This is a genomic window from Marinimicrobium locisalis, assembly GCF_039822625.1.
Lineage (GTDB): Bacteria > Pseudomonadota > Gammaproteobacteria > Pseudomonadales > Cellvibrionaceae > Marinimicrobium > Marinimicrobium locisalis.
Window position 1 is genome coordinate 68,140 of record NZ_JBDLLG010000001.1, and the last position, 21,605, is coordinate 89,744.

The 21,605-nt window shown below is 59.2% G+C and carries 20 protein-coding genes and 1 tRNA gene; 15 read left to right on the plus strand and 6 right to left on the minus strand.

Annotated features, from left to right (window positions below):
* The first annotated feature begins 158 nt into the window (after nucleotides 1-158).
* From lolA to gorA, 9 genes are all read left to right on the plus strand, one after another.
* Entirely contained in the window at nucleotides 159-782 is a 624-nt protein-coding gene (gene lolA, locus AAE514_RS00295) for an outer membrane lipoprotein periplasmic chaperone LolA (RefSeq protein ID WP_347329485.1), read from the plus strand.
* Nucleotides 782-2,146 carry a replication-associated recombination protein A gene (locus AAE514_RS00300; RefSeq protein WP_347329486.1) on the plus strand — a complete coding sequence of 455 codons (1,365 nt, stop codon included), beginning with the start codon at nucleotides 782-784 and terminating at the stop codon, nucleotides 2,144-2,146. Before lolA ends, AAE514_RS00300 begins: the two co-directional genes overlap by 1 nt.
* Nucleotides 2,146-2,520, plus strand: a complete 375-nt coding sequence (gene crcB / locus AAE514_RS00305) for a fluoride efflux transporter CrcB (RefSeq protein WP_347329487.1) — start codon at nucleotides 2,146-2,148, stop codon at nucleotides 2,518-2,520. Before AAE514_RS00300 ends, crcB begins: the two co-directional genes overlap by 1 nt.
* Before the next feature lie 33 nt (nucleotides 2,521-2,553).
* On the plus strand, nucleotides 2,554-3,846 hold the full coding sequence (serS, locus tag AAE514_RS00310) for a serine--tRNA ligase (protein ID WP_347329488.1): 1,293 nt from the start codon (nucleotides 2,554-2,556) through the stop codon (nucleotides 3,844-3,846).
* Between the two features lie 98 nt (nucleotides 3,847-3,944).
* Nucleotides 3,945-5,366, plus strand: a complete 1,422-nt coding sequence (gene cysG / locus AAE514_RS00315; RefSeq protein WP_347329489.1) for a siroheme synthase CysG — start codon at nucleotides 3,945-3,947, stop codon at nucleotides 5,364-5,366.
* 92 nt (nucleotides 5,367-5,458) lie between these two features.
* A complete protein-coding gene (locus tag AAE514_RS00320) occupies nucleotides 5,459-5,692 on the plus strand; it encodes a hypothetical protein (protein ID WP_347329490.1) in 234 nt (77 codons plus the stop codon).
* Nucleotides 5,693-5,836: 144 nt separating this feature from the next.
* Nucleotides 5,837-6,898, plus strand: coding sequence for a DUF2868 domain-containing protein (locus tag AAE514_RS00325; protein ID WP_347329491.1), 1,062 nt, complete (start codon nucleotides 5,837-5,839; stop codon nucleotides 6,896-6,898).
* Nucleotides 6,891-8,303 (plus strand): DUF3482 domain-containing protein, encoded by a 1,413-nt coding sequence (locus AAE514_RS00330; RefSeq protein WP_347329492.1) that lies wholly within the window; start codon nucleotides 6,891-6,893, stop codon nucleotides 8,301-8,303. The genes AAE514_RS00325 and AAE514_RS00330 overlap by 8 nt, the downstream gene beginning before the upstream one ends.
* A gap of 563 nt (nucleotides 8,304-8,866) precedes the next feature.
* On the plus strand, nucleotides 8,867-10,228 hold the full coding sequence (gene gorA / locus AAE514_RS00335; protein ID WP_347329776.1) for a glutathione-disulfide reductase: 1,362 nt from the start codon (nucleotides 8,867-8,869) through the stop codon (nucleotides 10,226-10,228).
* 112 nt (nucleotides 10,229-10,340) lie between these two features.
* Here the strand turns inward: gorA and AAE514_RS00340 are convergent, their stop codons facing one another.
* Complete coding sequence (locus AAE514_RS00340; protein ID WP_347329493.1) at nucleotides 10,341-11,090, minus strand: flagellar brake protein; 750 nt, start codon at nucleotides 11,088-11,090, stop codon at nucleotides 10,341-10,343.
* 544 nt (nucleotides 11,091-11,634) lie between these two features.
* Between AAE514_RS00340 and ttcA the strand changes: the two genes are divergently transcribed.
* The 3 genes from ttcA (at nucleotide 11,635) to AAE514_RS00355 (ending at nucleotide 16,247) form a co-directional block, all read left to right on the plus strand.
* The gene (gene ttcA, locus AAE514_RS00345; RefSeq protein WP_347329494.1) at nucleotides 11,635-12,510 is read left to right on the plus strand and encodes a tRNA 2-thiocytidine(32) synthetase TtcA; all 876 of its coding nucleotides are present in this window, start codon (nucleotides 11,635-11,637) and stop codon (nucleotides 12,508-12,510) included.
* A gap of 53 nt (nucleotides 12,511-12,563) precedes the next feature.
* Complete coding sequence (ald, locus tag AAE514_RS00350) at nucleotides 12,564-13,676, plus strand: alanine dehydrogenase (RefSeq protein ID WP_347329495.1); 1,113 nt, start codon at nucleotides 12,564-12,566, stop codon at nucleotides 13,674-13,676.
* A 123-nt stretch (nucleotides 13,677-13,799) separates the two neighbouring features.
* A complete protein-coding gene (locus AAE514_RS00355) occupies nucleotides 13,800-16,247 on the plus strand; it encodes a putative bifunctional diguanylate cyclase/phosphodiesterase (RefSeq protein ID WP_347329496.1) in 2,448 nt (815 codons plus the stop codon).
* Nucleotides 16,248-16,253: 6 nt separating this feature from the next.
* On the opposite strand, the gene AAE514_RS00360 is transcribed toward AAE514_RS00355, so the two are convergent.
* The 5 genes from AAE514_RS00360 to flgA form a co-directional block, all read right to left on the minus strand.
* A complete protein-coding gene (locus AAE514_RS00360) occupies nucleotides 16,254-16,967 on the minus strand; it encodes a 16S rRNA (uracil(1498)-N(3))-methyltransferase (RefSeq protein ID WP_347329497.1) in 714 nt (237 codons plus the stop codon).
* Nucleotides 16,968-17,009: 42 nt separating this feature from the next.
* Nucleotides 17,010-17,085: transfer RNA gene (locus AAE514_RS00365), tRNA-Arg, on the minus strand.
* Nucleotides 17,086-17,142: 57 nt separating this feature from the next.
* The gene (locus tag AAE514_RS00370; RefSeq protein WP_347329498.1) at nucleotides 17,143-17,622 is read right to left on the minus strand and encodes a flagella synthesis protein FlgN; all 480 of its coding nucleotides are present in this window, start codon (nucleotides 17,620-17,622) and stop codon (nucleotides 17,143-17,145) included.
* Nucleotides 17,623-17,708: 86 nt separating this feature from the next.
* Nucleotides 17,709-18,026, minus strand: a complete 318-nt coding sequence (gene flgM, locus AAE514_RS00375) for a flagellar biosynthesis anti-sigma factor FlgM (RefSeq protein WP_347329499.1) — start codon at nucleotides 18,024-18,026, stop codon at nucleotides 17,709-17,711.
* A gap of 141 nt (nucleotides 18,027-18,167) precedes the next feature.
* Nucleotides 18,168-18,926 (minus strand): flagellar basal body P-ring formation chaperone FlgA, encoded by a 759-nt coding sequence (flgA, locus tag AAE514_RS00380; RefSeq protein WP_347329500.1) that lies wholly within the window; start codon nucleotides 18,924-18,926, stop codon nucleotides 18,168-18,170.
* 171 nt (nucleotides 18,927-19,097) lie between these two features.
* On the opposite strand from flgA, the gene AAE514_RS00385 reads away from it, so the two are divergent.
* From AAE514_RS00385 to AAE514_RS00395, 3 genes are all read left to right on the plus strand, one after another.
* On the plus strand, nucleotides 19,098-20,054 hold the full coding sequence (locus tag AAE514_RS00385; RefSeq protein ID WP_347329501.1) for a chemotaxis protein CheV: 957 nt from the start codon (nucleotides 19,098-19,100) through the stop codon (nucleotides 20,052-20,054).
* Nucleotides 20,055-20,118: 64 nt separating this feature from the next.
* Nucleotides 20,119-20,976 (plus strand): CheR family methyltransferase, encoded by an 858-nt coding sequence (locus AAE514_RS00390; RefSeq protein ID WP_347329502.1) that lies wholly within the window; start codon nucleotides 20,119-20,121, stop codon nucleotides 20,974-20,976.
* Nucleotides 20,977-21,167: 191 nt separating this feature from the next.
* Nucleotides 21,168-21,479, plus strand: coding sequence for a YqfO family protein (locus tag AAE514_RS00395; protein ID WP_347329503.1), 312 nt, complete (start codon nucleotides 21,168-21,170; stop codon nucleotides 21,477-21,479).
* The last annotated feature ends 126 nt before the right edge of the window (nucleotides 21,480-21,605 follow it).

Genomic DNA, 21,605 nt, shown 5'->3' on the forward strand with positions numbered 1-21,605 from the left:
AAAGACTGGTCGTAGACTCTCTGAGGCATGGATGCCGATGAGAAGCCCCCATGGATGGGTTCACGGCGGGTCTACGACCAGTCTTTCCCCCAACGGCCGGAACTTCCCAACCACCACCAAAGGTCAAACACAAACAACTCCCCAATTTGGTTAATGACATGAAGAAACTCAACGTTCCAGTATTTGCCCTTTTGCTACTTGCGGGCATGGCGTCACAGGCCCAAGACCCCGCTGTCGAACTGCGCTCGCGGTTGGACCAGATGGACAGCCTCAAAGGCGACTTTACCCAAACCCTCTACGATAGCGAAGGCGAAGTGCTGGAAGAAAGCAGCGGCGACTTCGCCATGGCACGGCCCGGCAAGTTTGACTGGCATACCCACGAACCCTTCGAACAACGCCTCGTCTCCGACCACAACAAAATCTGGCTCTACGACCCCGACCTTATGCAAGTCACCGTGCGCGACTTCGACGCCGAACTGCAGAACACCCCCGCGCTCATCCTCAGCGACGAATTGAGCGCCCTGAACCGGCAATTTGACGTTGAACAGACCGAGACCGACAAAGGCCGGGCCGCCTTCACCCTCACACCCAAAGACGAAGAAAGCTTGTTCGGCGCCCTGGTCCTCGTATTCGATGGCAAGCTTCTCAAAGAAATCACCATGCACGACAACCTGGACCAAGTGACCCGGTTCTCCCTCTCAAACCTCAAACGCAATGCCAGCGTCGATGCGGACCGGTTCACTTTTGAAGTCCCCGACGGTGTAGACGTACTGGTCGATTAATGGTGGACGACCTTTTCCAGACCGAGCCCGTCTACCAACCCCTGGCCGCCCGTATGCGACCCCGCGCGCTGGGGGACTACATCGGCCAGGAGCACCTGCTGGCACCCGGCAAACCCCTGCGGGATGCGGTTGAGCGGGGCCACCTGCACTCCATGATTCTGTGGGGCCCCCCCGGGGTGGGAAAGACCACCCTGGCGCGCCTGTTTGCCGAACAGGCCGATGCCCGCTTTCAAACCATTTCCGCCGTGCTCGCCGGGGTCAAGGACATCCGGGCGGCGGTGCAGGTGGCCGAGCAGGAGCGGGTTAACCGGGGGCGCAAGACCATCCTGTTTGTGGATGAGGTCCATCGCTTTAACAAAGCCCAACAGGACGCCTTTTTACCCTACGTGGAAGACGGCACCCTGATCTTTATCGGCGCCACCACCGAAAATCCCTCCTTCGAACTCAATAACGCCCTCCTGTCCCGGTGTCGGGTCTACGTGCTGCGGGGGTTGGAGCACAAGCACATTCGCCAGGTGCTGGAGCAAGCCCTCGAGAACGCCGAGCGTGGACTGGGCGGCCAAGGTATCCGGATTGAGGATGACTGGCTGGAGACCCTGGCTAAGGCCGCCGATGGCGATGCCCGCAAGGCGTTGAACCTGCTGGAAATCGCCTCGGATCTGGCGGAAGAGCAGGGCGGGCAAAAAGTGATCGGCCAGCGGGTCATGGAAGAGGTGCTCGCGGCCGATGTGCGCCGTTTCGACAAGGGGGGCGATCTTTTCTATGAGCAGATCTCCGCTTTGCACAAATCCGTGCGCGGCTCCTCGCCCGACGGGGCGCTGTACTGGTTCGCCCGCATGCTCGATGGGGGCTGTGACCCCCTCTACATCGCACGGCGCATCGTACGTATTGCCAGCGAAGACATTGGCAACGCCGACCCCAGGGCGCTGCCTTTGGCCCTGGCCGCCTGGGATACCCAGGAACGGCTCGGCAGCCCGGAAGGGGAGCTGGCCATCGCCCAGGCCGTGGTGTACATGGCCTCGGCACCTAAAAGTAATGCTGTGTATAATGCGTTTAATCAGGTAATGGCCGAGGTGCGTGAGCAGCCCGGCTACGAGGTGCCCGTGCATTTGCGCAATGCGCCCACCAAGCTCATGAAATCCATGGATTACGGGGCCGAATACCGCTACGCCCACCACGAACCGGGCGCCTACGCCGCCGGGGAGTGCTACTTGCCCCCTGAGCTGGCTGATCGGCGCTATTACGAGCCGGTGGAACGGGGCCTTGAGCAACGAATCAAGGAGAAGTTCGCGCACTTCCGCGAGCTGGATGCCAAAAGCCCGATTAAGCGGTATTCGGGTGACGACGACTCCGGGAGACGATAATGCAGTGGTTGGCGGTGGCGCTGGGAGGGGCTCTGGGGGCGATGGGCCGCTTTGGTTTGACGACATGGCTCTTTCCCCTAATGGGCGCTCGCTTTCCCCTGGGAACCCTGGTGGCCAACCTGCTGGGCTGTTTTCTGGTGGGGCTGGCGTTTGTACTGATTGTGGACAAAGGCATGGTGCCGGCTGAGTGTCGGCCCTTCGTGATTACGGGGTGCCTGGGTGCGCTGACTACATTTTCGACGTTTTCCTTGGACGCTCTGCTGCTTTGGCAGAACGGTGCGCCGGCACTGGCGGTGGTTTACTCGCTGGTGACACTGCTCGGTTGCTTATTGGCGGTGGTATTATCGGTCTATCTGGCGCGATTGATTTTTTAACTTTTAACCTACTGACATTAATAAGACTTTTTTATGCTGGATCCAAAACTTGTTCGTACCAACCCGGAAGCGGTTGCGGAAGCACTGAAAACGCGCGGTTATGAGTTGGACGTGGCGCGTCTGAAATCACTGGAAGAGCAGCGTCGCGACGTGCAGATCAAGACAGAGAATCTGCAAAAGGAGCGCAACGCCAGCGCCAAGTCGATCGGGCAGGCGAAAAGTCGCGGTGAGGATATCGAACCGCTGTTGGCGCAGGTTAACCAGATGAAACAAGAGCTGGGTGAGGCGGAATCCCAGCTTGAGGGGATCCAGGCGGAACTGGACGATATCTTGAGCGGTATCCCCAACATTCCGGCGGACGACGTGCCGGAAGGGGAAACCGAGGACGACAACGTGGAGGTTCGCCGCTGGGGCACGCCGCGCGAGTTTGATTTTCCGATCGTGGACCATGTGGATCTCGGCGCGCGCCTGGGCGGCCTGGATTTTGATACCGCCAGCAAGTTGACCGGCGCGCGCTTCGCGCTGTTGCGCTCGGGCATTGCCCGTTTGCATCGGGCTCTGGCCCAGTTCATGTTGGATACTCACATTGAGGCGCATGGCTACGAGGAGGTGAACGTCCCGTTTATTGTGAACGCGGACTCGCTCACCGGCACCGGCCAGCTGCCCAAGTTTGAAGAGGACCTGTTCAAGCTTTCTGACGAGCGGTGTTTTTACCTGATCCCCACGGCGGAAGTGCCGGTCACCAATATTCTGCGGAACGTGCTACTCGAAGGCGCCGAGCAACTGCCCATGCGCTTTGTCAGCCACACGCCCTGTTTCCGTAGCGAGGCCGGTGCCCATGGCAAGGACACTCGTGGCCTGATTCGACAGCATCAGTTTGAGAAAGTGGAGTTGGTGCAGTTTGTTCGCCCGGAGGACTCAGAAGCGACGCTGGAGCAACTGACCGGCCATGCCGAGAGCATTCTGCAAAAGCTGGGACTGCCGTACCGCACGGTGGTTCTGTGTGGTGGGGACCTGGGTTTTTCCGCCGCCAAAACTTACGATATCGAAGTTTGGGTACCGTCTCAGGAGCGTTTCCGGGAAATTTCCTCCTGCAGTAACTTCCGGGACTTTCAAGCCCGCCGCATGAAGGCTCGCTATCGCAATCCGGAAACCGGCAAGCCGGAACTGCTGCACACGCTTAACGGCTCAGGGCTGGCCATTGGTCGCACACTGTTGGCGGTACTGGAAAATTACCAGCAAGTCGATGGCAATATCGCCATTCCCGAAGTGCTGCAGCCCTACATGGGCGGAACCAAAGTCCTGGGGCCGAACGCGTCGTTTTAATTTTGCCCTGACGAGGCCATTGAACAACGCCCCCGATGAGTCGGGGGCGTTGTTCAACGGTTCGCTAACCGCATTGGCTGAAGCCCGGTTGATACCCTATGGATTATTTTCCCGTTTTTCTGGATCTTAAGCAGCGGCGTTGCCTGTTGGTGGGGGGCGGTGATATTGCCACCCGCAAAGGTCGTCTATTGGCCCGCGCCGGCGCCCGTCTGTGTATCGTCGCGCCGGATATTTCCGAGGAGCTCAAACAACTCGCGGACCAGGGCGGCGGTGAACTGCATTACCGTGAGTTTCAGAGCGAGGACCTAGATGAGGTGGTTCTTGTTTGTTCGGCCACCGATGACCAAGCCCTGAACGAACGAATTTCCCGGGAATCCCAGGCCCGGCACCTTCCCACCAATGTGGTGGACAGCCCCGCGCTTTGCAGTTTTATCACTCCGGCCATTGTCGACCGTTCCCCCTTGGTCATCGCGGTTTCCAGCGGGGGCGAAGCGCCGGTATTGGCGCGAATGGTCAGGGCCAAGCTCGAAACCCTAATCCCCAAAAGCTACGGTCGTCTGGCCCAGCTGGCCAGCCGCTGGCGGGAAAGGGTCAAACAATCTTTCTCCGAGGAAAATCGCCGTCGCTTCTGGGAAAAAGTGCTTCAGGGCCCCATCGCCGAGTTGGTGTTCAGCGGCCAGGACGAGCAGGCCGAGCGGGCCATTGAGCAAGACTTGGCCAACCCGGCGTTTGTGGATACCCAGGGAGAAGTTTATCTGGTTGGGGGCGGGCCGGGAGACCCTGAGCTACTCACGCTCAAGGCCCTGCGGTTGATGCAGCAGGCCGATGTGGTGCTTTACGATCGGCTGGTCTCCCCGGAAGTGATGGACCTGGTGCGTCGGGATGCGGACCGAATCTACGTTGGTAAACGCCGCAGCCATCATCATCTGGAGCAGGAAAGCATTAACGAAATGCTGCTCAATCTGGCTCGGGAAGGGAAGCGTGTGCTACGCCTCAAAGGCGGCGACCCTTTCATTTTTGGCCGGGGTGGGGAAGAAATTGACTTGCTCGCAGCGCACCGGATTCCGTTCCAGGTGGTGCCCGGCATTACCGCCGCCTCGGGCTGCGCGGCCTACGCGGGTATTCCGCTCACCCATCGGGATTACGCCCAGTCCGTTCGGTTCATTACCGGCCACCTGAAAACCGACAGTCCCAATCTGACCTGGCCTGAGTTGGCGTTGCCCGGGCAGACGCTGGTGTTTTACATGAGCCTGGTGGGCCTGGAGGACATCTGTCACACGCTGATACGCCATGGCCGAGGGCCTGAGACCCCCGTGGCGCTGGTTGAGAAGGGCACCTGTCAGGACCAGCGGGTACTGGTTGGCACCCTTGAATCCATGCCATCACTGGTGGCGCGGAACGACGTCCACGGCCCGACCCTGCTGATTGTCGGGGAAGTAGTGCAACTGCATCAGCAGCTCAGTTGGTTTAGGCCGGAGCGACAGAAACTTGACGGGGATGAGGAATCCGTCACAAATTGACCGTCACGTTGTCAAGAATTTCAGCCAAAGGCCGATAGGGTAAGAAGTAACCGCCGTCAGGTTGATGGTGTAACACTCATTCGGAGGCCGTTATGACCTACGTTGGCCCAACAAGCACTTTGCCCCCGGCGGCGCGCACCAAGATAAACACCACCCGCGCCCAGGACCAGACCCTACCGGTAGACGAACAGGTACTGGATACCGCCCCCGTGGCGCCGATTCGTGAGCGTCGGCAAGGGGATCGCCGTCGCCGGAATATAAAGCCCCTGGTGGATCTGCGTTCTGGAGATCGCCGCCGGCGCCGCCGAATCGACATCGAAGTCTGACTCCGAGCCCGCCCTCGCTTCCCTTCTCGTTCTCCGTAATGTCGGCCGAAAATAGCGGTGGGCTCGCCCCAGCCTCCATGGATATGGTTAAATCCCCGCTGACTTGTCCTGCCTGACGGCGCTTCTTAACTGACTGGAGAGGGAATGGGAAGCACTCACACCATCGGTGGCCCTGAGGGCCGTCTGTCTCTTCCCTGGTGGAGCTGGCCCCTCGCGGCCTTTGCCGGGGTGCTGGTGGCCGCCGGCTCTCTGAGCTACGCCCCCTCGGGGCGGTTGAATGTGCTATGGCTCTGGTTGCTGTGGGCGGGTTTGCCGCTGCTCGGTGCGCTGGCGTCCCTGGCCGTCAGTGCAATAGGGCGGGGCCGCCCTTGGCTGTTCCATTGGCGGGGATGGCGATTTCATTGGTACCCCTCTCGGGCTCAACGCTGGCAAATGCTTTATTACCTGCAACTGCTCTGGTTGGTGGTGGGCGCAGGCCTGCTGGTGGGCTTCTCAACTCTGCTGCTGTTCTCGGACCTGGCATTCGGCTGGAGTTCGACGTTGCTCGGCAGTGAACGGCCCCCCGTATCGTTGTTTAATTGGCTCTCCGCGCCTTGGCAAGGCTTGTGGCCCGGCGCTGTGCCGGATGCGGCCTTATTGGAGGCGACCCGCTATGTGCGTATTGCCCCGGCCCACGGTGGGGTAGCGCGGGCGGGGGACTGGTGGCCGTTTTTAATGGCCAGCCTGCTCTTCTACAACCTATTGCCCCGCGCCCTCCTCGCGGGGTTCAGTCTTTGGCGCTGGAGACGCAGGGAGCGGCTGCGGGGCCAAACCCGGGTCCGAGCGCCGGCGGGGTCCCCCGCATCTGCCCCAAGTCCCACCTTGCGACAGGGCACCGCCAATGACTGGCAGGGTGCGCTTTTGCTTAATTGGGAGCTGGAAGACGCCACGGCGCCCACCTTGGGTACGGCTCCCTGGGAGGAGGATGAACAAACAATGGCTCGCTTGCTGAAGTCCCACCCCGAGCGATTGCTCTGGCGCGTGCCCGCCAACCGCTCGCCGGTGGCGGAACTGTCGGACTTGATTCAGCGGGCTCGCGAGGCGGGCGTCTCGGAGCAAGGGCTTTGGGTTATGGCTGACCATCGGACCTGCCCGGAACGACACCTGGCCAGCTGGCGCCATTTTGCCCAAACCCAAGCGCTGACGTGGGTGAGCCATAATGAATAAGCCGATCTACCCCCGGTTGTGCGTCGTCGGCCACCCCAACCGCGGGAAATCCTCTATCGTATCGACACTGACCGAGAACGACAGCGTTCGGGTCAGCCCTGAGTCGGGTACCACCCGATGCGCGGATGCGTTCGAGTTTGAACTAGACGGCCAGGTGCTGTTGACGCTGGTCGATACACCGGGGTTTCAACGGGCACGTCAGGTACTGTCCTGGCTGCAGCGTGAGCCCGTAAGCCCGGGAGACCGCCCCAAGCGGGTACAAGCCTTCCTGGCGGAGCCGGGGCACGCCGAGCGCTTCCCCGATGAAGTGCAGCTGTTGCGCCCCATTATGGAAGGGGCGGGCATTTTGTACGTGGTGGATGGCGCCCAGGCGCCGTCGCCGTTGGATGAAGCGGAAATGGAGATTCTGCGCTGGACCGGCCAGCCCCGTCTAGCGGTTATCAACCCCATGGACACTCAGGCTCACCAGCCCGCCTGGGAGAGCACGCTGGGCCAGTTCTTTCAGTGGGTCAGGGTGTTTAACCCGCTGACCGCCACCATGCCGGCGCGCCAAGCGCTGTTGCGAGCGGTGGGGGAGTTGACCCCCTCCTGGTCGGGCCCGGTTCAGAAGCTGATGAACGGCTTGGCGGTACGTGACCAACGACGCCTGACGGATGTGAGCGAGGCGTTGGCGGCGTACTGGGCGGAGCAGTTGGTAGAAAGCGTGCCGGTGCAAATTCCGGGGGCGATCGGTCGCCAGCGGGCGGAGGCGGTCCTACGCCAGCGGTTGGATGAGCATGAAACCCAGTTTTTCGAGCGTTTGAGAGCGGCCTGGGGCCACCACCACCGGCCACTGGAGCGCCGGAGCCAGTGGGAGCTGGGCAGCGATCATCTAATGAACACGGAAACCTGGTATCTTTGGGGCTTGAAGCAGCGGGATTTGTTGTGGGTTAGCGGCAGTGCGGGAGCGGCCACGGGCCTGGCGTTGGATGCGGGGCTTGGGGGCACTTCTTTGTTGGCCGGTGCGATTTCGGGCGGGGTGTTGGGCTCGGTGGGCGGTTGGCTGGCGAGCCGGGAGTTGCCGGGGCGTCGGTTTGGTTGGTTGCCGTTGGCTCGCCAGCGGCAGGTGATGGGGCCGGTCCGGCATCCGAATTTTCCGCTGGTGGTGATGGCGCGGGCGCTGACGTTTACACGTCAGTTGTGGTTGCGGCCTCATGCGGAGCGCAGTGCGGTAGTATTGCGGGCGGAGGCGGAGCACTGGTCCCGTGAGGATCAGGTGCGGCTTTTGGGTTGGGCGCGGCGTCTCCAACAGGGGCGCTGGCAGCCCAAGCATCAGGATGCTTTGGTAAGCTGGGTTCAGGAGCAATTGCAGGTTTCGCTGGAAGAGGCGTTCGCCCAAGAAGAATCCACGAGTTGGGTGTCGTAAGATTTTTTCATTGGTGGCGACTTATTTGGAGCTAGAGGGTCCGGCGAGCGAGGGAAAGCACCCGTTGTAGACCCGCCGTGAATACATCCCTGTAGGCTTCTCATCGGCCTCCATGCCTCAGAGAGTCTACAACAGGTGCTTTCCCTCGCTCGCCTCAGTGCCAATAGCTCCGGATTGGTGGATTAATCTAATTTACGTAATGTTGTTTATGTGTAGGGTTGGTAAGGCGGTAGCCGCCACCTACCAAAACCAAGCTTAATGCTACGACGAAACCTCAAACAAAAAACACGGCGGCTGCGGCCTCCGACGCGCCGAACCGACAAGCCCCACAATGGGGAATGGGGTCGACAGAGGTCAACGGGTCGATTTGTACCTCGTAGGCTTGCTGTGGGGAACCCCTTACCAGGACCGTGGAGCGGGGGACCCGCGATTCGAGCCTACAGGGACGTGTTTACGGCGTGTCCTGGTGAGGGGTTCCCCACAGCAGGCCGGGCGTGACGTTCACCCCACACCAGATCGGACGTGAACAAACCATCAAAATCAGCTCGGGAGCACACAAAAACATGAGCGAATACGACTACGACTTACTAGTGATAGGCGCCGGCTCCGGCGGTGTTCGGGCGAGCCGGTTTGCGGCGCAGTACGGCGCGAAAGTAGGCATCATCGAAGAACGCTATTTGGGTGGAACCTGCGTCAACGTCGGGTGCGTGCCCAAAAAGCTCTTCGTCTTCGCCTCCCACTACCGCGAAACCTTTCATTGCGCCCCCGGCTACGGTTGGCACGCCGGCAGCATCAAGTTCGACTGGAACCAGCTTCGGCAGAACAAAGACAAAGAAATCGAACGGCTCAACGGCATCTACGAAAAACTACTCCACACCGCGGGCGTTGAGATCATCGAGGGCTCCGGCCAACTGAAAGGGCCGCACGAAATCGCCGTGGGAGATGAAACCTACACCGCCAAATACATCCTGCTAGCCGTCGGCGGCTGGCCCTGGGTGCCCGACGTTCCGGGGGCGGAACATGCTATTACCTCCAACGAAGCCTTCTACCTGGACGAGCTGCCCGAACGCGTTGTAATCGTCGGGGGTGGCTATATCGCCGTCGAGTTCGCCGGTATTTTTAATGGGTTGGGAGTGGAAACCCACCTATGTTATCGAAGAGAACTTTTTCTACGAGGGTTCGACTGCGACCTGCGTAAACACCTCGCGCAAGAGATGCCCAAGAAAGGCATCCACCTGCACTTCGATGCGGATATAGAACGGATTGAAAAAGGCGCTAACGGGCTATTGGCCGTTTATACCAAACAGGGTGAAACGATCGAAGCCGGGCGGGTCATGTACGCTACCGGCCGACGCCCGAAAACAGAGGGGTTGGGGCTTGAAAACACCGCCGTGCAACTGACCGACTCGGGCCACCTTCGAGTGAATGAACTGTTTCAGACCGACGAGCCCTCCATCCACGCCCTGGGCGATGTGACCGGCCCGGCGGAGCTGACGCCCGTGGCACTGGCGCAGGGAATGATTCTGGCTCGACACCTCTTTGGTGAAGAAAAAATCGCCCCGGTGGACTACCGTAATATTCCCACCGCGGTATTTAGTCAGCCCACCATGGCCACCTGCGGTTTAACCGAAGACCAAGCTCGGGAAGAGTACGAGAACATTGTTATTTACCGCGGCGCCTTTCGCCCGATGCAATACACGCTACCGGACATCAGCGAGCGGGCGCTGGTTAAGCTGGTGGTGGATCGCGATACCGATAAAGTACTGGGGTGCCACATGGTAGGGCCCGAAGCGGCGGAGATCATGCAGGGGTTTGGAGTAGCCCTGACTGCCGGAGCCACCAAGACGGATTTTGATCGAACCATAGGTATTCACCCGACCCTGGCCGAAGAGTTCGTCACGCTCAGACAACCCGAGGAGCACTAAGGGCGGAGGGAGTCATCGCCCGCTCCCCGCCACATTGAGTGCAGAGGTGCTTGGGCGAACCCTTGGAGAGAGTGCTCTATGTAGTATGCCTCTATGAGCGCTGCTCAGACATTCACGCCGCCACCACGGCGTTTTCGCCGCGCTCAAGAACAAACTGTGCGAGGGCCTGGCGAGTTTCCGGCGCGAGGTCTTCAAACGCCAGACTGACCCGGGTTTGCCGCCAGGGACGCAGGCTTAACTGATAAGCACAGACACGGGCTCGGCACCGTACTTTTAGGCCGGGCGCGACGGTGAATTCACACAGTGGAAGGAGGTCCCGGTGGTGGAGAAAGGGTCGCCAGTCGCCGGTCAGGCTGAGCCGCATGCCTCCGGCGGAGATGTTGAGCACCTCGCCGCTGAGCGGTGAGAGCCCGGGCACGGCGATCCGAGCGCTGATGGGGCACCAACCAAAGACGTTCAGCCGCGGCCACCGGCGACGGGGACCGCAGTAGAAGTCCCGAGGCAGGGGCAGCGCCATGCCCCCGGGGCGGTTGGCGGTACTCCAGCCGACGATGGGGACGGTAAATTCGAACAGTTGGCCGTTGTGGTGGTGGCTGACGGTGAGTTCGTCGCCGGGCTCTAGGTTGAGAGCCCGGGGGAAGGGTTCGTCGAGCCAGAGCAGTTCCCGGTCGGTGTCGAGGGCGAGTATGAGGCTTTGGTAGTCGCGTTTGCCGTGCCGGATTGTGAGCAGTTGTTTGCGCTGTTGTAGGGGGCGCAGGTGGCGGATGCAGGGGAGTTCGGTTCGCGGACTCTCGACCTCGTGGGAGGCGGTTGTTGCGGGTTCGCTGGATAGTTTGTTCATTAGGGCACGCAACAGGGCCATAGGGTACCTTCATTTCTCGTCAGTCAGCTGGCGGTATTGTTGTTTCTCTTTCAGCTTTGCAAGGGGTGTGCCATGGAAAAGGTGACCGCAAAAAGTGGTCGTTGGAAAGTCCGGCTCTGAGGGGGATCGACCGGTTGTAGACCCGCCGTGAACCCATCCATGGGGGCTTCTCATCGGCATCCATGCCTCAGAGAGTCTACAACCGGTCGATCCCCCTCAGAGCCTCAGTGCCAGGTCCCACCGCTGGTGGCATTACCACTGAGGTCCGGTGAGGTGTATGGCCTTCGGAGACTCTCTGAGGCATGGATGCCGATGAGAAGCCTACAGGGATGTATTTACGGCGGGTCTCCGAAGGCCATACACCTCACCGGACCGGACGAGACAAACGCTGCCAAGCCTTGGGCCCAGGGGTTGTGAAATAGAGGGAGCAGCGGCAAGCGGCTGCCGCCAAAGCGGCAATTCCCAGCCTCGGCTAAAATCCGTACAATGTCGGCACACCGTAACACCAACCTATTGGCCACCCACAGGATAGACCGAGAGCGCTATGAGTCAGCCCGCTGAGCGTCAAGAACGCCTGAAATTTAACAAACTGCAAAAAAGACTGCGCCGGCAAGCGGGAAGCGCCATTGCCGACTACAACATGATCGAAGAAGGCGACAAAATCATGGTCTGCCTCTCCGGCGGCAAAGACTCCTACGGCATGCTCGACATCCTCATGAACCTCCAGAAAACCGCCCCCGTGCGGTTCGAGCTCATCGCCGTCAACATGGACCAAAAACAACCCGGCTTCCCCGAACACATACTCCCAGAGTACCTTACCAAAGTGGGCGTGCCGTACCATATTATTGAGCGTGACACCTACAGCATCGTCAAAGACGTCATCCCCGAAGGCAAAACCACCTGCGGCCTCTGTTCCCGGTTGCGGCGCGGCACCCTCTACAGCTACGCCAACGACATCGGCGCCACCAAAATCGCCCTGGGGCACCACCGTGACGATATTATCGAAACCCTCTTTCTCAACATGTTCTACGGCGGCAAACTCAAAGCCATGCCGCCCAAACTCCTCTCCGACGACAAACGCAACGTCCTCATCCGGCCGCTCGCCTACTGCAAAGAGCAGGACCTGGCCGAATACGCCGAGTACAAAGCGTTTCCCATTATTCCCTGCAACCTGTGCGGCTCACAGGAAAATCTACAGCGTCAGGTTATCAAGCAAATGCTGAACGACTGGGAAAAGCAGCATCCGGGGCGGACGGAAACCATCTTTTCGGCCATTCGCAACGTGGCTCCCTCGCAGCTGGCGGATGCCAACTTGTTTGATTTTGCGGGGCTGCGCATTGACCCCGATGCCGCCGAGGAAACGCAAACCCCGGAAGAGGCCGGTGTGCAACAATTCATTCCCGCCCTGCAAGTGTCCTGACCCACCTCTATACTTAAGGGAGAGCCCGATGTTCTCCTACAGGAGGGGTAGATATGAGGATTGGCGTTCCCCGGGAAATTAAAGCCGACGAATACCGCGTGGGGTTGACTCCCACCGCCGTCAGAGAGCTGGCCGAGGCCGGTCACGAGGTGTTGGTGCAGGCCAGTGCCGGGGAGGCCATTGGCTTCGATGACGAGCAGTACCGACAGGCCGGTGCGATCTTGCTTGAGAGCGCCGACGAGCTGTTTGAGCGGGCCACCCTGCTGGTTAAAGTCAAAGAGCTCCAGCCGGAGGAGTACTCCCGGCTGCGGCCCAAGCATATCCTGTTTACCTTCCTACACCTGGCGCCCGACCCGCGCCAGGCGGAGGCGCTGTTGTCCTCTGGTGCCAGCTGTATCGCCTACGAAACCGTGACCGATGCCAGCGGGCAGTTGCCGCTGCTCGCCCCCATGTCCGAAGTGGCCGGACGTTTGGCCACCCAGGCCGGGGCGCACCACCTGGAGCTGCACCAGGGTGGGCGGGGTATTCTGCTCGGTGGGGTACCGGGCGTGCCGCCAGCGGGTGTCACCGTCGTGGGTGGGGGTGTGGTTGGCGTTCAGGCGGCGCGCATGGCCGTGGGGTTGGGGGCGCAGGTCACCATCCTGGATAAGTCGCCGCGCCGCCTGCGGGAGCTGGATGCCATGTTCCGGGGACGGGTGGTGTGTGAGTACGCCACTGCGGACGGTTTAGAGCGGCTGCTGCCCACCACCGACCTGCTGATTGGCGCCGTGCTGGTCGCCGGAGATGCCGCCCCGACATTGCTGTCTCGTGCCCAGCTGGCGGAGTTGCCCAATGGCTCGGTTTTGGTGGACGTGGCCATCGATCAAGGCGGCTGCTTTGAAACCTCCAAACCGACCACCCACGGAAACCCCACCTTTGTCGAAGAAGGGGTAATTCACTACTGCGTGGCCAATATCCCCTCGGCGGCGGCTCGGACGGCGACCCTGGCGCTCAGCCATGCGACCTTGCCCTACGTTCAAGCCTTGGCCGCTCTAGGCCTGGAGGCGCTGGATCGCGACCCCGGTCTGGCCAAGGGCCTGAACGTCCACTCGGGGCGACTGACCCACGAGGCCGTGGCGCGAGCCCTGGGCAAGTCTGAGCACCTGGCGGATAAGAGCGCCCACTGAAGGATTATGTAGAATTGGACGCCAGGCGAAGTCTGTGGGAGAATCGGTATATCGATTGGATAGCGCCGCTCGCAGTCTCCGCTATCGCTCCGACCTTCAGAGGCATGGGAATACAACCATAAAATGACGCAGGCACCTTCCTTCTTTCAGGGCGTCTCGTTCCGCCTGGCGAAAATCGGCATTATCCTGGCCTTCGTGCTGGGGTTGTTGATGAGCTCGTTTCAGCTCTATCTGGATTTGCGCAATCAGCGCAGTGAATTGAACGAGCTGTTTCACCGTGTGTTGGAGGTGGCCACTCCGCCAGCGGTACGCGCGGTTCACACTCTGGATGACGACCTCTCCGCGGAGGTGGTAAACGGGCTCTTGGCCTATGACTTTGTCACCCATGTCCAGATTACCGATGACCTGGGCAACACCCTTGCCAAGGGTGAGAGTAAGTCGCAGCCTTCCGGCACCCGCTGGATTACCCGTCTGTTCAATGAAGAAAATCGCCGTCTGGAAACCGACCTTTCGATTCCGGGCTACGATGAGAGTGCCACCGGGAAGCTGGCGTTTACGGTGAATATGGACCAAGCGCTGGCAGGTTTTTACGAACGTTCCATGCTTAACCTGGTAACTGGGCTCGCCCGCAATGCCCTGTTGGTGCTCCTGCTGTTTTTCGCGTTCTACTTCATTGTGACCAAGCCCTTGGTGCGGCTCGCACGGGAAATCAAAAACATCGACCCGGAGGAGCCGGGCGTCAAGCGACTGACTCCGCTTCGTGGGCGTAAGGACGAGTTGGCACAGCTGGTCGACAGTGGCAATCAGTTGTTGAACGCGATGGAACTCTCCCTCGCCAAGCGCCGGGCTGGGGGGCTGGCGCTGCGCAAAAGTGAAGAGCATTTGCGCCAACTCATCGACAGTTTGCCGGTCTTGGTGGGCGGTCGCGATGAACAGGGCCGCTACCTGTTTGCCAATCAGACTCTTGCGGCTTTATTGGACTCAACGCCAGGGCAGATGCGAGAACAGAGCGCCCGAGAGTTACTGGTCGGTGTGGTCGACGACGTGGAGCTGGTGTTGGAAAATGATCAGCGGGTCATTCGTCAGGGCATCGACATTGAGATTAATGAAGAAGCCTTTGTGACCCCTGACGGTCGAACGCTCTACTTGCAAACCCACATTTTACCGGTTCGCTACTACGATGAGGTGATTGCGCTGTCGGTATCGGTCGATATTACTGACCGCAAAAAGGCGCAGGCTGAAATGGAGTTTATGGCGCACCATGATGCATTAACCCATTTGCCCAACCGCGTGCAACTGGTGGAGCGGCTCGACTTCGAGCTGCGCCGGGCCTCGCGGCATGGCTACTGCGGCGCTGTCTTGTTTATCGATTTGGATCAATTTAAAAACATCAATGACTCCCTTGGGCACCCGGTCGGTGATCGGGTTCTGAAAGAGGTGGCCAAGCGACTGGTGAGCTCTGTGCGGGAGGAGGACATGATCGCTCGCCTCAGCGGCGATGAATTTGTGGTGTTGCTTACGGTTCTGGATGAGGATATGGCCACGGCGGCGCTGAAAGCTGGGGAAGTCGGTGAAAAAATTCGGCATATCATTTCTCGTCCTTTCCTGACGGAAGGCTTGGAGTTGCGTACCAGCTGTAGCGTCGGGGTGGCGCTTTTCCCGGACAAAGATAACTCGGCCCACGAGCTTTTGCGCTACGCGGACACTGCCATGTATCAGGTTAAGGAAAAGGGGCGTGATGCCATTGAGTTCTTTAACGAGGAAATGGCTGATAAGGTCAGTCGTCAGCTGCTAATGGAAGGGGATCTTCACCGGGCACTGGAAGAAAACCAGTTTACCTTGCATTATCAGCCCAAGGTGGACGTGGGCACCGGCCAGGTGGTGGGCGCGGAGGCCTTGCTGCGCTGGCACCACCCCGACAAGGGGATGATTTCGCCCGCGGATTTTATTCCCATTCTGGAGACTTCCGGCCTCATTTTGGACGTGGGGCAGTGGGTATTGGAAACTGCCTGTGAAACTCTGGTGCACTGGCAGGCCCACGGATGGTGGAAGCGGGGCATGCGTTTGAGCATTAATATCAGCCCCCGCCAGTTTCGCCGGGCAGCGTTTACCGAGGACGTACTGAGCACGCTGGAGCGACACGCCATCCCGAAAAACTCACTGGAGATGGAGGTCACCGAAGGGATTGTGATTCAGGATGTCGAGGAAGCCATCGTGACCATGGAGTGCTTGGCGGAGCATGGTATCAGCTTCTCCCTGGACGATTTTGGCACTGGCTACTCTTCCATCAGCTATCTCAAACAGCTGCCAGTGAGTGTGCTGAAAATCGACCAGAGCTTTATTCGGGACATTATCGACGATCGTAGTGACCGGGTTCTGGTGGAAACCATCATCACCATGGGCCGACTGCTGGACTTGGATGTCATTGCCGAAGGCGTGGAAGAAGAAGCGCAGTTTGATTTGCTGCAAAAGTACGGGTGCCACTATTTTCAGGGGTTTTATTTCAGTCCTGGCGTCGAACTGGAAGTATTTGATGCAATGTTGGCCGAGGCAGCGGATAAGGAGCCATAGTGTGAGTCAAAACAACCGCCCCAGTAAAAAAGGGATAGCGGTTTCAGTCTTCAAAATCCGTTCCCCTAAATGTACCGCCTGAAAACCTTTTTCCTTCAGATGTTCGACTTCGAAGTCGATGAATCCCCCTTCCGGGCCGACCGCCATCATCACTGGCCGTTTAACGTGTGAAGGGCAGGGAGCGGCGCGATAGGGGTGAGCGACCAGCGCCAGTGGGTCCTCGGCCATTAGCGTGGGCAATATATCTTCCGCAAAGGGCTTAAAGCGGGGGTGAAAGTGGACCTTTGGCTCCACCGTATCGCAGCCCTGCTCCAATCCGAGGTGTAGCTGGCGCTCAATTTCCTCCGGGGCCAGGGCGGGAGACTGCCAGTAGCTCTTTTCGACGCGGCGGCTTTGAATCAGGTGCAGCGTTTTTACCCCCGCGCTCGCGACGGTTTGCAGGATACGTTTGATTTGCTGTGGCCGGGGTAGGCCAAGCACCAGCGTCAGGGGCAAGGGGGCGGGAGGCGCTTGTTTCAGCGCCAGTCGTAGCACCAGCTCGTTCTCATTCAGATATTCGATACAACCTTGCCCAAGAGGGCCGTTGACTTGGCCGACCGTCAAGGTGTCGCCAACACCGGCGTTCAAGATGCGAGTGATGTGTTCAATACGACGCTGATCCGTGACCCGGGCCTGCCCGGGGGCGAGCAGTTCCTGATCTTTGAGCAGGAGTAGATTCATGGCCCGCGTGATCCTAGTAGGCTAATCGGTATGCCGAGGGGGTGGCGTCCCCGCCAGGACTCGAACCTGGAGCTTCCGCTTAGGAGGCGGAGGATTTATCCTGTTAATCGACGGGGACGACAAGGTGCGCCACTATACAAAAAGCGCTCGGGGGGCACAAGCGAGAGTCGTGTCTTCAGGCTTTTCCCAGGGTCTGAGAGCCGCCGCTAGAGCCTGAATGCCCTCGAGCATCGTACAGGGAGGGGCCTTCGTTGTTTTGTCCGCGCATGAGATTGAGCATCTGCCCGAGGGTTTGTTGTGAGCGGTGAATAATCTTACCGTTGATTTCATTCAGCTCTCGGCAGTGAGCGAAGCGCTCGGCCAAGTGCTGCCACTCTTCCACTTGTGAAGCCGTTTCGGGGCGTTGCTTCAGCCACTGCTGCCAGCCTTCGTGGTCCCGGCTGAGGCCGGTGCTATCAAGCCAGGCCTGGCGCTGGAGTGCGTGCTCTCCCAGCGCGGCCATCAGCTGGTTTTTTGCTTCGATAACCGGGGGCAGGGCAGAGAGGTCGCGTTGCTCCAACGCGGCCCGCTCTTGCTCCAGCGTTTGCTGCAGCTGCTCAATGCTTTGGATGTCCTGGGCCAGCATCTGGCTGACCTGTTCGGAGGAGGGGGTCATGGGAACCTCGGCTCGGGTGATCATCGAATAGAGTGATGCTGTGGCCGGCAGTGTTGGGGGCCTGCCAGCCACACAGAGGCGTGCCTTTAGCCCAGCAGCTCGTCCTGGTTCAGCATATGCTGGGCAATGCGCTCGGCATCAATCTCAAAGCGGCCTTCGGCGATTGCATTTTTCAAGCTGGCCACGCGCTCGTTGTCCACATCCGGCAGCTTGCTCAGGTTCTCTTCCAGGCGGTTCATGCTCTGGGCCTCCGCGCTGAGGTTGACACTGTCGCGGCGGGCGGAACTGGGCTGGCTGTCCGCTTTGGCCGGTGTGCCGGTGTCTTTGGGTGTGACACTGGCCGGGCGGCTGCTGCCACTGTGGTTGCTTCCGGGCTTAATGCCGTTGTTTGAATCGATAACCATAATCCTGTTCCCCAACAAAATAATCGATGATACCGACCGGGTGTCGGTCATGACGGGCGGTTTTATGCTCTGTACCCGAGATCTCGGCCGGCACTTTTATAACTTTAATGCTATTTTGGTATAAACGTGATGCAGTTCACGTTATAGAATGACTTCCACGGTGCCCGGGCCGATGACCCGCCCTCGGATCACTCTTTCGGACCGGTCATTACGTACTCTTACCTGGTCTCCGACGCGCCCGTCGCTGAGAGCGGTGCCTTTGGTATCTACGGTAATACTACCGGTTTTCGCCTTCAGTCTCACCTGGTCCCCGCGGCGTACCACGGTGGCCGCTTCCAGCTGGCTCAGGCGCAGGGGATCCCCGGCCTGAAGGGGGCGCCGCACCTCCATGCCTATAATAGCATCCGGTTGGGTGACAAAACCTTGACGTAGCTGCCCGGTATTGCGCACCGCCAGGGTAACATCCCCGGCGTTCAGTCGGTGCCCCCGGCCCAGGCTGCGGCTGGTCACGGCGATTTGACGGTAAACCGCCACCTCGGCGGGCACATACAGGGCCCAGGGGGTCGGCCCGGGGCAGCGGGTGTGAACGGTTAGGTTTCCCCCACGGCGTTCCGCGTCTTTGTGGCTGAGCTCTAGCGGGGACGGGCAGGCGGCCAGCCGCAGTCGTGGGTCCAACCGCCCGACCGTTACCTCGACGCGTTCAATGTCGGCGGTTTGGTAGTATTGTTGAAGATAATCAGTGACTTGGGTTCGCACTAGGGTTAGATCCTGCGGCGCCTGCGACAGCGCGGCCAGGGGTATTGCTCCCAATACCAGGGCCCATAGCGTGCGACGCCCCTCCGTGGAGAAGGCGGCGGCAAACAAAGTACTGAATTTGTGCAAAAAGCGACAAAGCCGCATTTTTTGTCCTATTCTTTCATCAGATGGGGACCGAGCCCTTAAAGAGTGTCGGGTTTCAGCCGCTATAGGCTATACATAGGTGGTTAAAGCAAAGAGTGTGCCGGCCTGTGCTCCTGGTAGGGGTACCATAAAGGGCGGTTCGGTCTAGCGAAGTGAGAGTTAGAGGCAATTATGGCCGGTGTTCTGGACAATGTGAATCAACGGACCCAACTGGTGGGAGAAAACCGGCTGGAGCTACTGCTGTTCCGGCTGGGCGGGAAGCAGCTTTATGGCATTAATGTCTTTAAGGTCAAAGAGGTTCTGCCCTGTCCGCCCCTGAATGCCATTCCCGGTCGAAATCGAGCGGTTCGGGGGGTGGCTCATATTCGTGGGGGCACTCTCTCCATTATGGACATGAACCAGGCCATCGGTCGGGCGCCGCTGGAAGACGCATCAAAGTGTTTTGTCATCATTACCGAATACAATCGAACGCTGCAGGGGTTTCTGGTGCGAGGGGTAGAGCGAATCGTCAATATGAATTGGAGCGACATCCATCCGCCACCCCGAGGCGCTGGCAAGGCCCACTATCTAACGGCGGTCACGGAAGTGGACGGCGAACTGGTGGAAATCGTCGATGTCGAGAAAATTCTGGTGGAAGCAGCCCCTGTCAATGAGCAGATCAGTGAAGGGATTCTGGAAGAGGGCATAGGCGAGCGGGTGGTTAAGAAGCACGTTTTGATCGTGGATGATTCGGTCGTCGCCCGAAAGCAAATTCAGCGGGTAATGCAGTCCATCGGCGTGCAGACGACACTGCGCAAGGACGGACGCGAGGCGCTGGATTACCTGCTGGAGATGATTGCTCAGGGGAAAGACCCGAACGAGCAACTGGTGATGATCATTTCCGATATTGAGATGCCGGAAATGGACGGGTACACCTTTACAGCGGAAGTCCGCAACAAACCGGAATTGAAAGAGCTGTACATTTTACTGCACACTTCACTCAGCGGCGTCTTCAACCAGGCAATGGTCAGAAAAGTCGGGGCGGACAGCTTTTTGGCGAAGTTTAGCCCTGATGAGCTGGCGCACCAGGTCAACGACCGGATCAAGGCGATTACCGGTGAAGATTTGATTGGAGAGGGTGGCGCCTGAAGGGCGTTGCCATTACAGGGGTGGCTGCGGTCACTGGAGGGTTGGCATTGAGCGGTACGAGTGCATGACTAACGCAGCGGGAAAGCGCGATAATTTTGACCAGGCGGAATTTGACCATTTTCGTCAATTTCTTCAGGAGGCTTGCGGTATTGCGTTGGGCGACAATAAGCAGTACCTGGTTTCCAACCGCATACGTCGGCTACTGGAGGAGTACAAGCTCTCCTCGTTCAGTGACTTGGTACGGGCACTCAAACAGAACAGCAACCGCCGCCTTAAAGAACAAGTCATTGACGTAATGACCACCAATGAAACCTTCTGGTTTCGGGACACTTACCCTTTCGAATACCTGCACAACCAGCTTCTACCCCAATGGATGCAAAGTGAGAACCGGATGGCGGGGCCGGTTCGCATCTGGTCGGCCGCCTGCTCCTCCGGGCAGGAACCGTATTCGATCAGCATGATGGTGGAGGAGTTTCGTCGTCAGCGTATGGGGGCTTTGGCCCGCCCGGTGCACGTGGTCGCTACGGACCTTTCCTCGCTAGTGCTGGACCAGGCTCGGCGCGGTGAATACGATCGCTTATCGGTGGTGCGGGGGCTATCCCCCGAGCGCTTGGCCCGTTATTTTGACAACCCTACGGAAAATGTTTGGCGGGTGAAGCCCATTATCAGGGACCGGATTGAATTCAAGGCTTGGAACCTGCTCGACTCCTATGCGGGTTTGGGCAAGTTTGATGTGGTGTTCTGTCGCAACGTATTAATTTACTTCAACGCCGAGCTAAAACAGCGGATCCTGGAAAAGATTCACGGTTCTCTTAAACCCGGGGGGGTCCTGTTTCTGGGCTCTTCCGAGGGGCTGGGCGGCGCGGCGCGGCTGTTTGAAATGGTCCGGTGCGAACCGGGCATTCTGTACCGCGCGCGCTAACGTTTTAACCAAACACCGTGCTCGCTATCGTTCAAAACCATCCCGTGCTCGCTGACGATTAGAGCCCTCCCGTGCTTGCTAACGCTTAAACCTATCCCGTGCTCGCTAAGGGCTTTTTTGCTACCCTGCTCCCAAAGGTTTATCCCGTAGTACCCACTGCGAAATCTCATCGTAAGATCAGGAGGCTGGCTTTGTATAAATTGGTATTTTACGTTCCGCAAACCCACGTCGAGTCGGTGAAGGCCTCGGTGTTTGCCACCGGTGCCGGGCGAATTGGGGACTACGACAGCTGTTGCTGGCAAATTCTCGGGCAGGGCCAATTCCGGCCCCTTGATGGCAGTCAGCCGTTTATCGGGCAGGCCGGTCAGGTGGAGCGAGTGTCCGAATACCGGGTGGAACTGGTGTGCGAAGATGATCTGATCGGCCCGGCGCTGGCGGCCCTGCGTGAGGCCCACCCCTATGAAGAGCCGGCCTATGATGTTTGGCAATTGGCAGACCTCTAACGACCCGCCAACAGCCGCTTGAGAAACCTCCTCTCCCAGCCCTCGGCTGGTTGGTAGCGGTGATACAGCTTGTGGTTTGAGACGTATAAAGGCAGCATTGTCCGCTTGAATTTTTACTCAAGGAGA

Excerpts from the sequence above, each read along its gene's own strand:
- crcB (WP_347329487.1), top strand. The coding sequence starts at position 2,146 with ATGCAGTGGTTGGCGGTGGCGCTGGGAGGGGCTCTGGGGGCGATGGGC.
- AAE514_RS00360 (WP_347329497.1), bottom strand. The coding sequence starts at position 16,967 with ATGAATCTACTCCTGCTCAAAGATCAGGAACTGCTCGCCCCCGGGCAG.
- AAE514_RS00320 (WP_347329490.1), top strand. The coding sequence starts at position 5,459 with ATGACCTACGTTGGCCCAACAAGCACTTTGCCCCCGGCGGCGCGCACC.
- AAE514_RS00330 (WP_347329492.1), top strand. The coding sequence starts at position 6,891 with ATGAATAAGCCGATCTACCCCCGGTTGTGCGTCGTCGGCCACCCCAAC.
- AAE514_RS00370 (WP_347329498.1), bottom strand. The coding sequence starts at position 17,622 with ATGACCCCCTCCTCCGAACAGGTCAGCCAGATGCTGGCCCAGGACATC.
- ald (WP_347329495.1), top strand. The coding sequence starts at position 12,564 with ATGAGGATTGGCGTTCCCCGGGAAATTAAAGCCGACGAATACCGCGTG.
- cysG (WP_347329489.1), top strand. The coding sequence starts at position 3,945 with ATGGATTATTTTCCCGTTTTTCTGGATCTTAAGCAGCGGCGTTGCCTG.
- AAE514_RS00325 (WP_347329491.1), top strand. The coding sequence starts at position 5,837 with ATGGGAAGCACTCACACCATCGGTGGCCCTGAGGGCCGTCTGTCTCTT.
- lolA (WP_347329485.1), top strand. The coding sequence starts at position 159 with ATGAAGAAACTCAACGTTCCAGTATTTGCCCTTTTGCTACTTGCGGGC.
- ttcA (WP_347329494.1), top strand. The coding sequence starts at position 11,635 with ATGAGTCAGCCCGCTGAGCGTCAAGAACGCCTGAAATTTAACAAACTG.
- flgM (WP_347329499.1), bottom strand. The coding sequence starts at position 18,026 with ATGGTTATCGATTCAAACAACGGCATTAAGCCCGGAAGCAACCACAGT.
- AAE514_RS00340 (WP_347329493.1), bottom strand. The coding sequence starts at position 11,090 with ATGGCCCTGTTGCGTGCCCTAATGAACAAACTATCCAGCGAACCCGCA.
- AAE514_RS00390 (WP_347329502.1), top strand. The coding sequence starts at position 20,119 with ATGACTAACGCAGCGGGAAAGCGCGATAATTTTGACCAGGCGGAATTT.
- serS (WP_347329488.1), top strand. The coding sequence starts at position 2,554 with ATGCTGGATCCAAAACTTGTTCGTACCAACCCGGAAGCGGTTGCGGAA.
- gorA (WP_347329776.1), top strand. The coding sequence starts at position 8,867 with ATGAGCGAATACGACTACGACTTACTAGTGATAGGCGCCGGCTCCGGC.
- AAE514_RS00355 (WP_347329496.1), top strand. The coding sequence starts at position 13,800 with ATGACGCAGGCACCTTCCTTCTTTCAGGGCGTCTCGTTCCGCCTGGCG.
- AAE514_RS00300 (WP_347329486.1), top strand. The coding sequence starts at position 782 with ATGGTGGACGACCTTTTCCAGACCGAGCCCGTCTACCAACCCCTGGCC.
- AAE514_RS00385 (WP_347329501.1), top strand. The coding sequence starts at position 19,098 with ATGGCCGGTGTTCTGGACAATGTGAATCAACGGACCCAACTGGTGGGA.
- flgA (WP_347329500.1), bottom strand. The coding sequence starts at position 18,926 with ATGCGGCTTTGTCGCTTTTTGCACAAATTCAGTACTTTGTTTGCCGCC.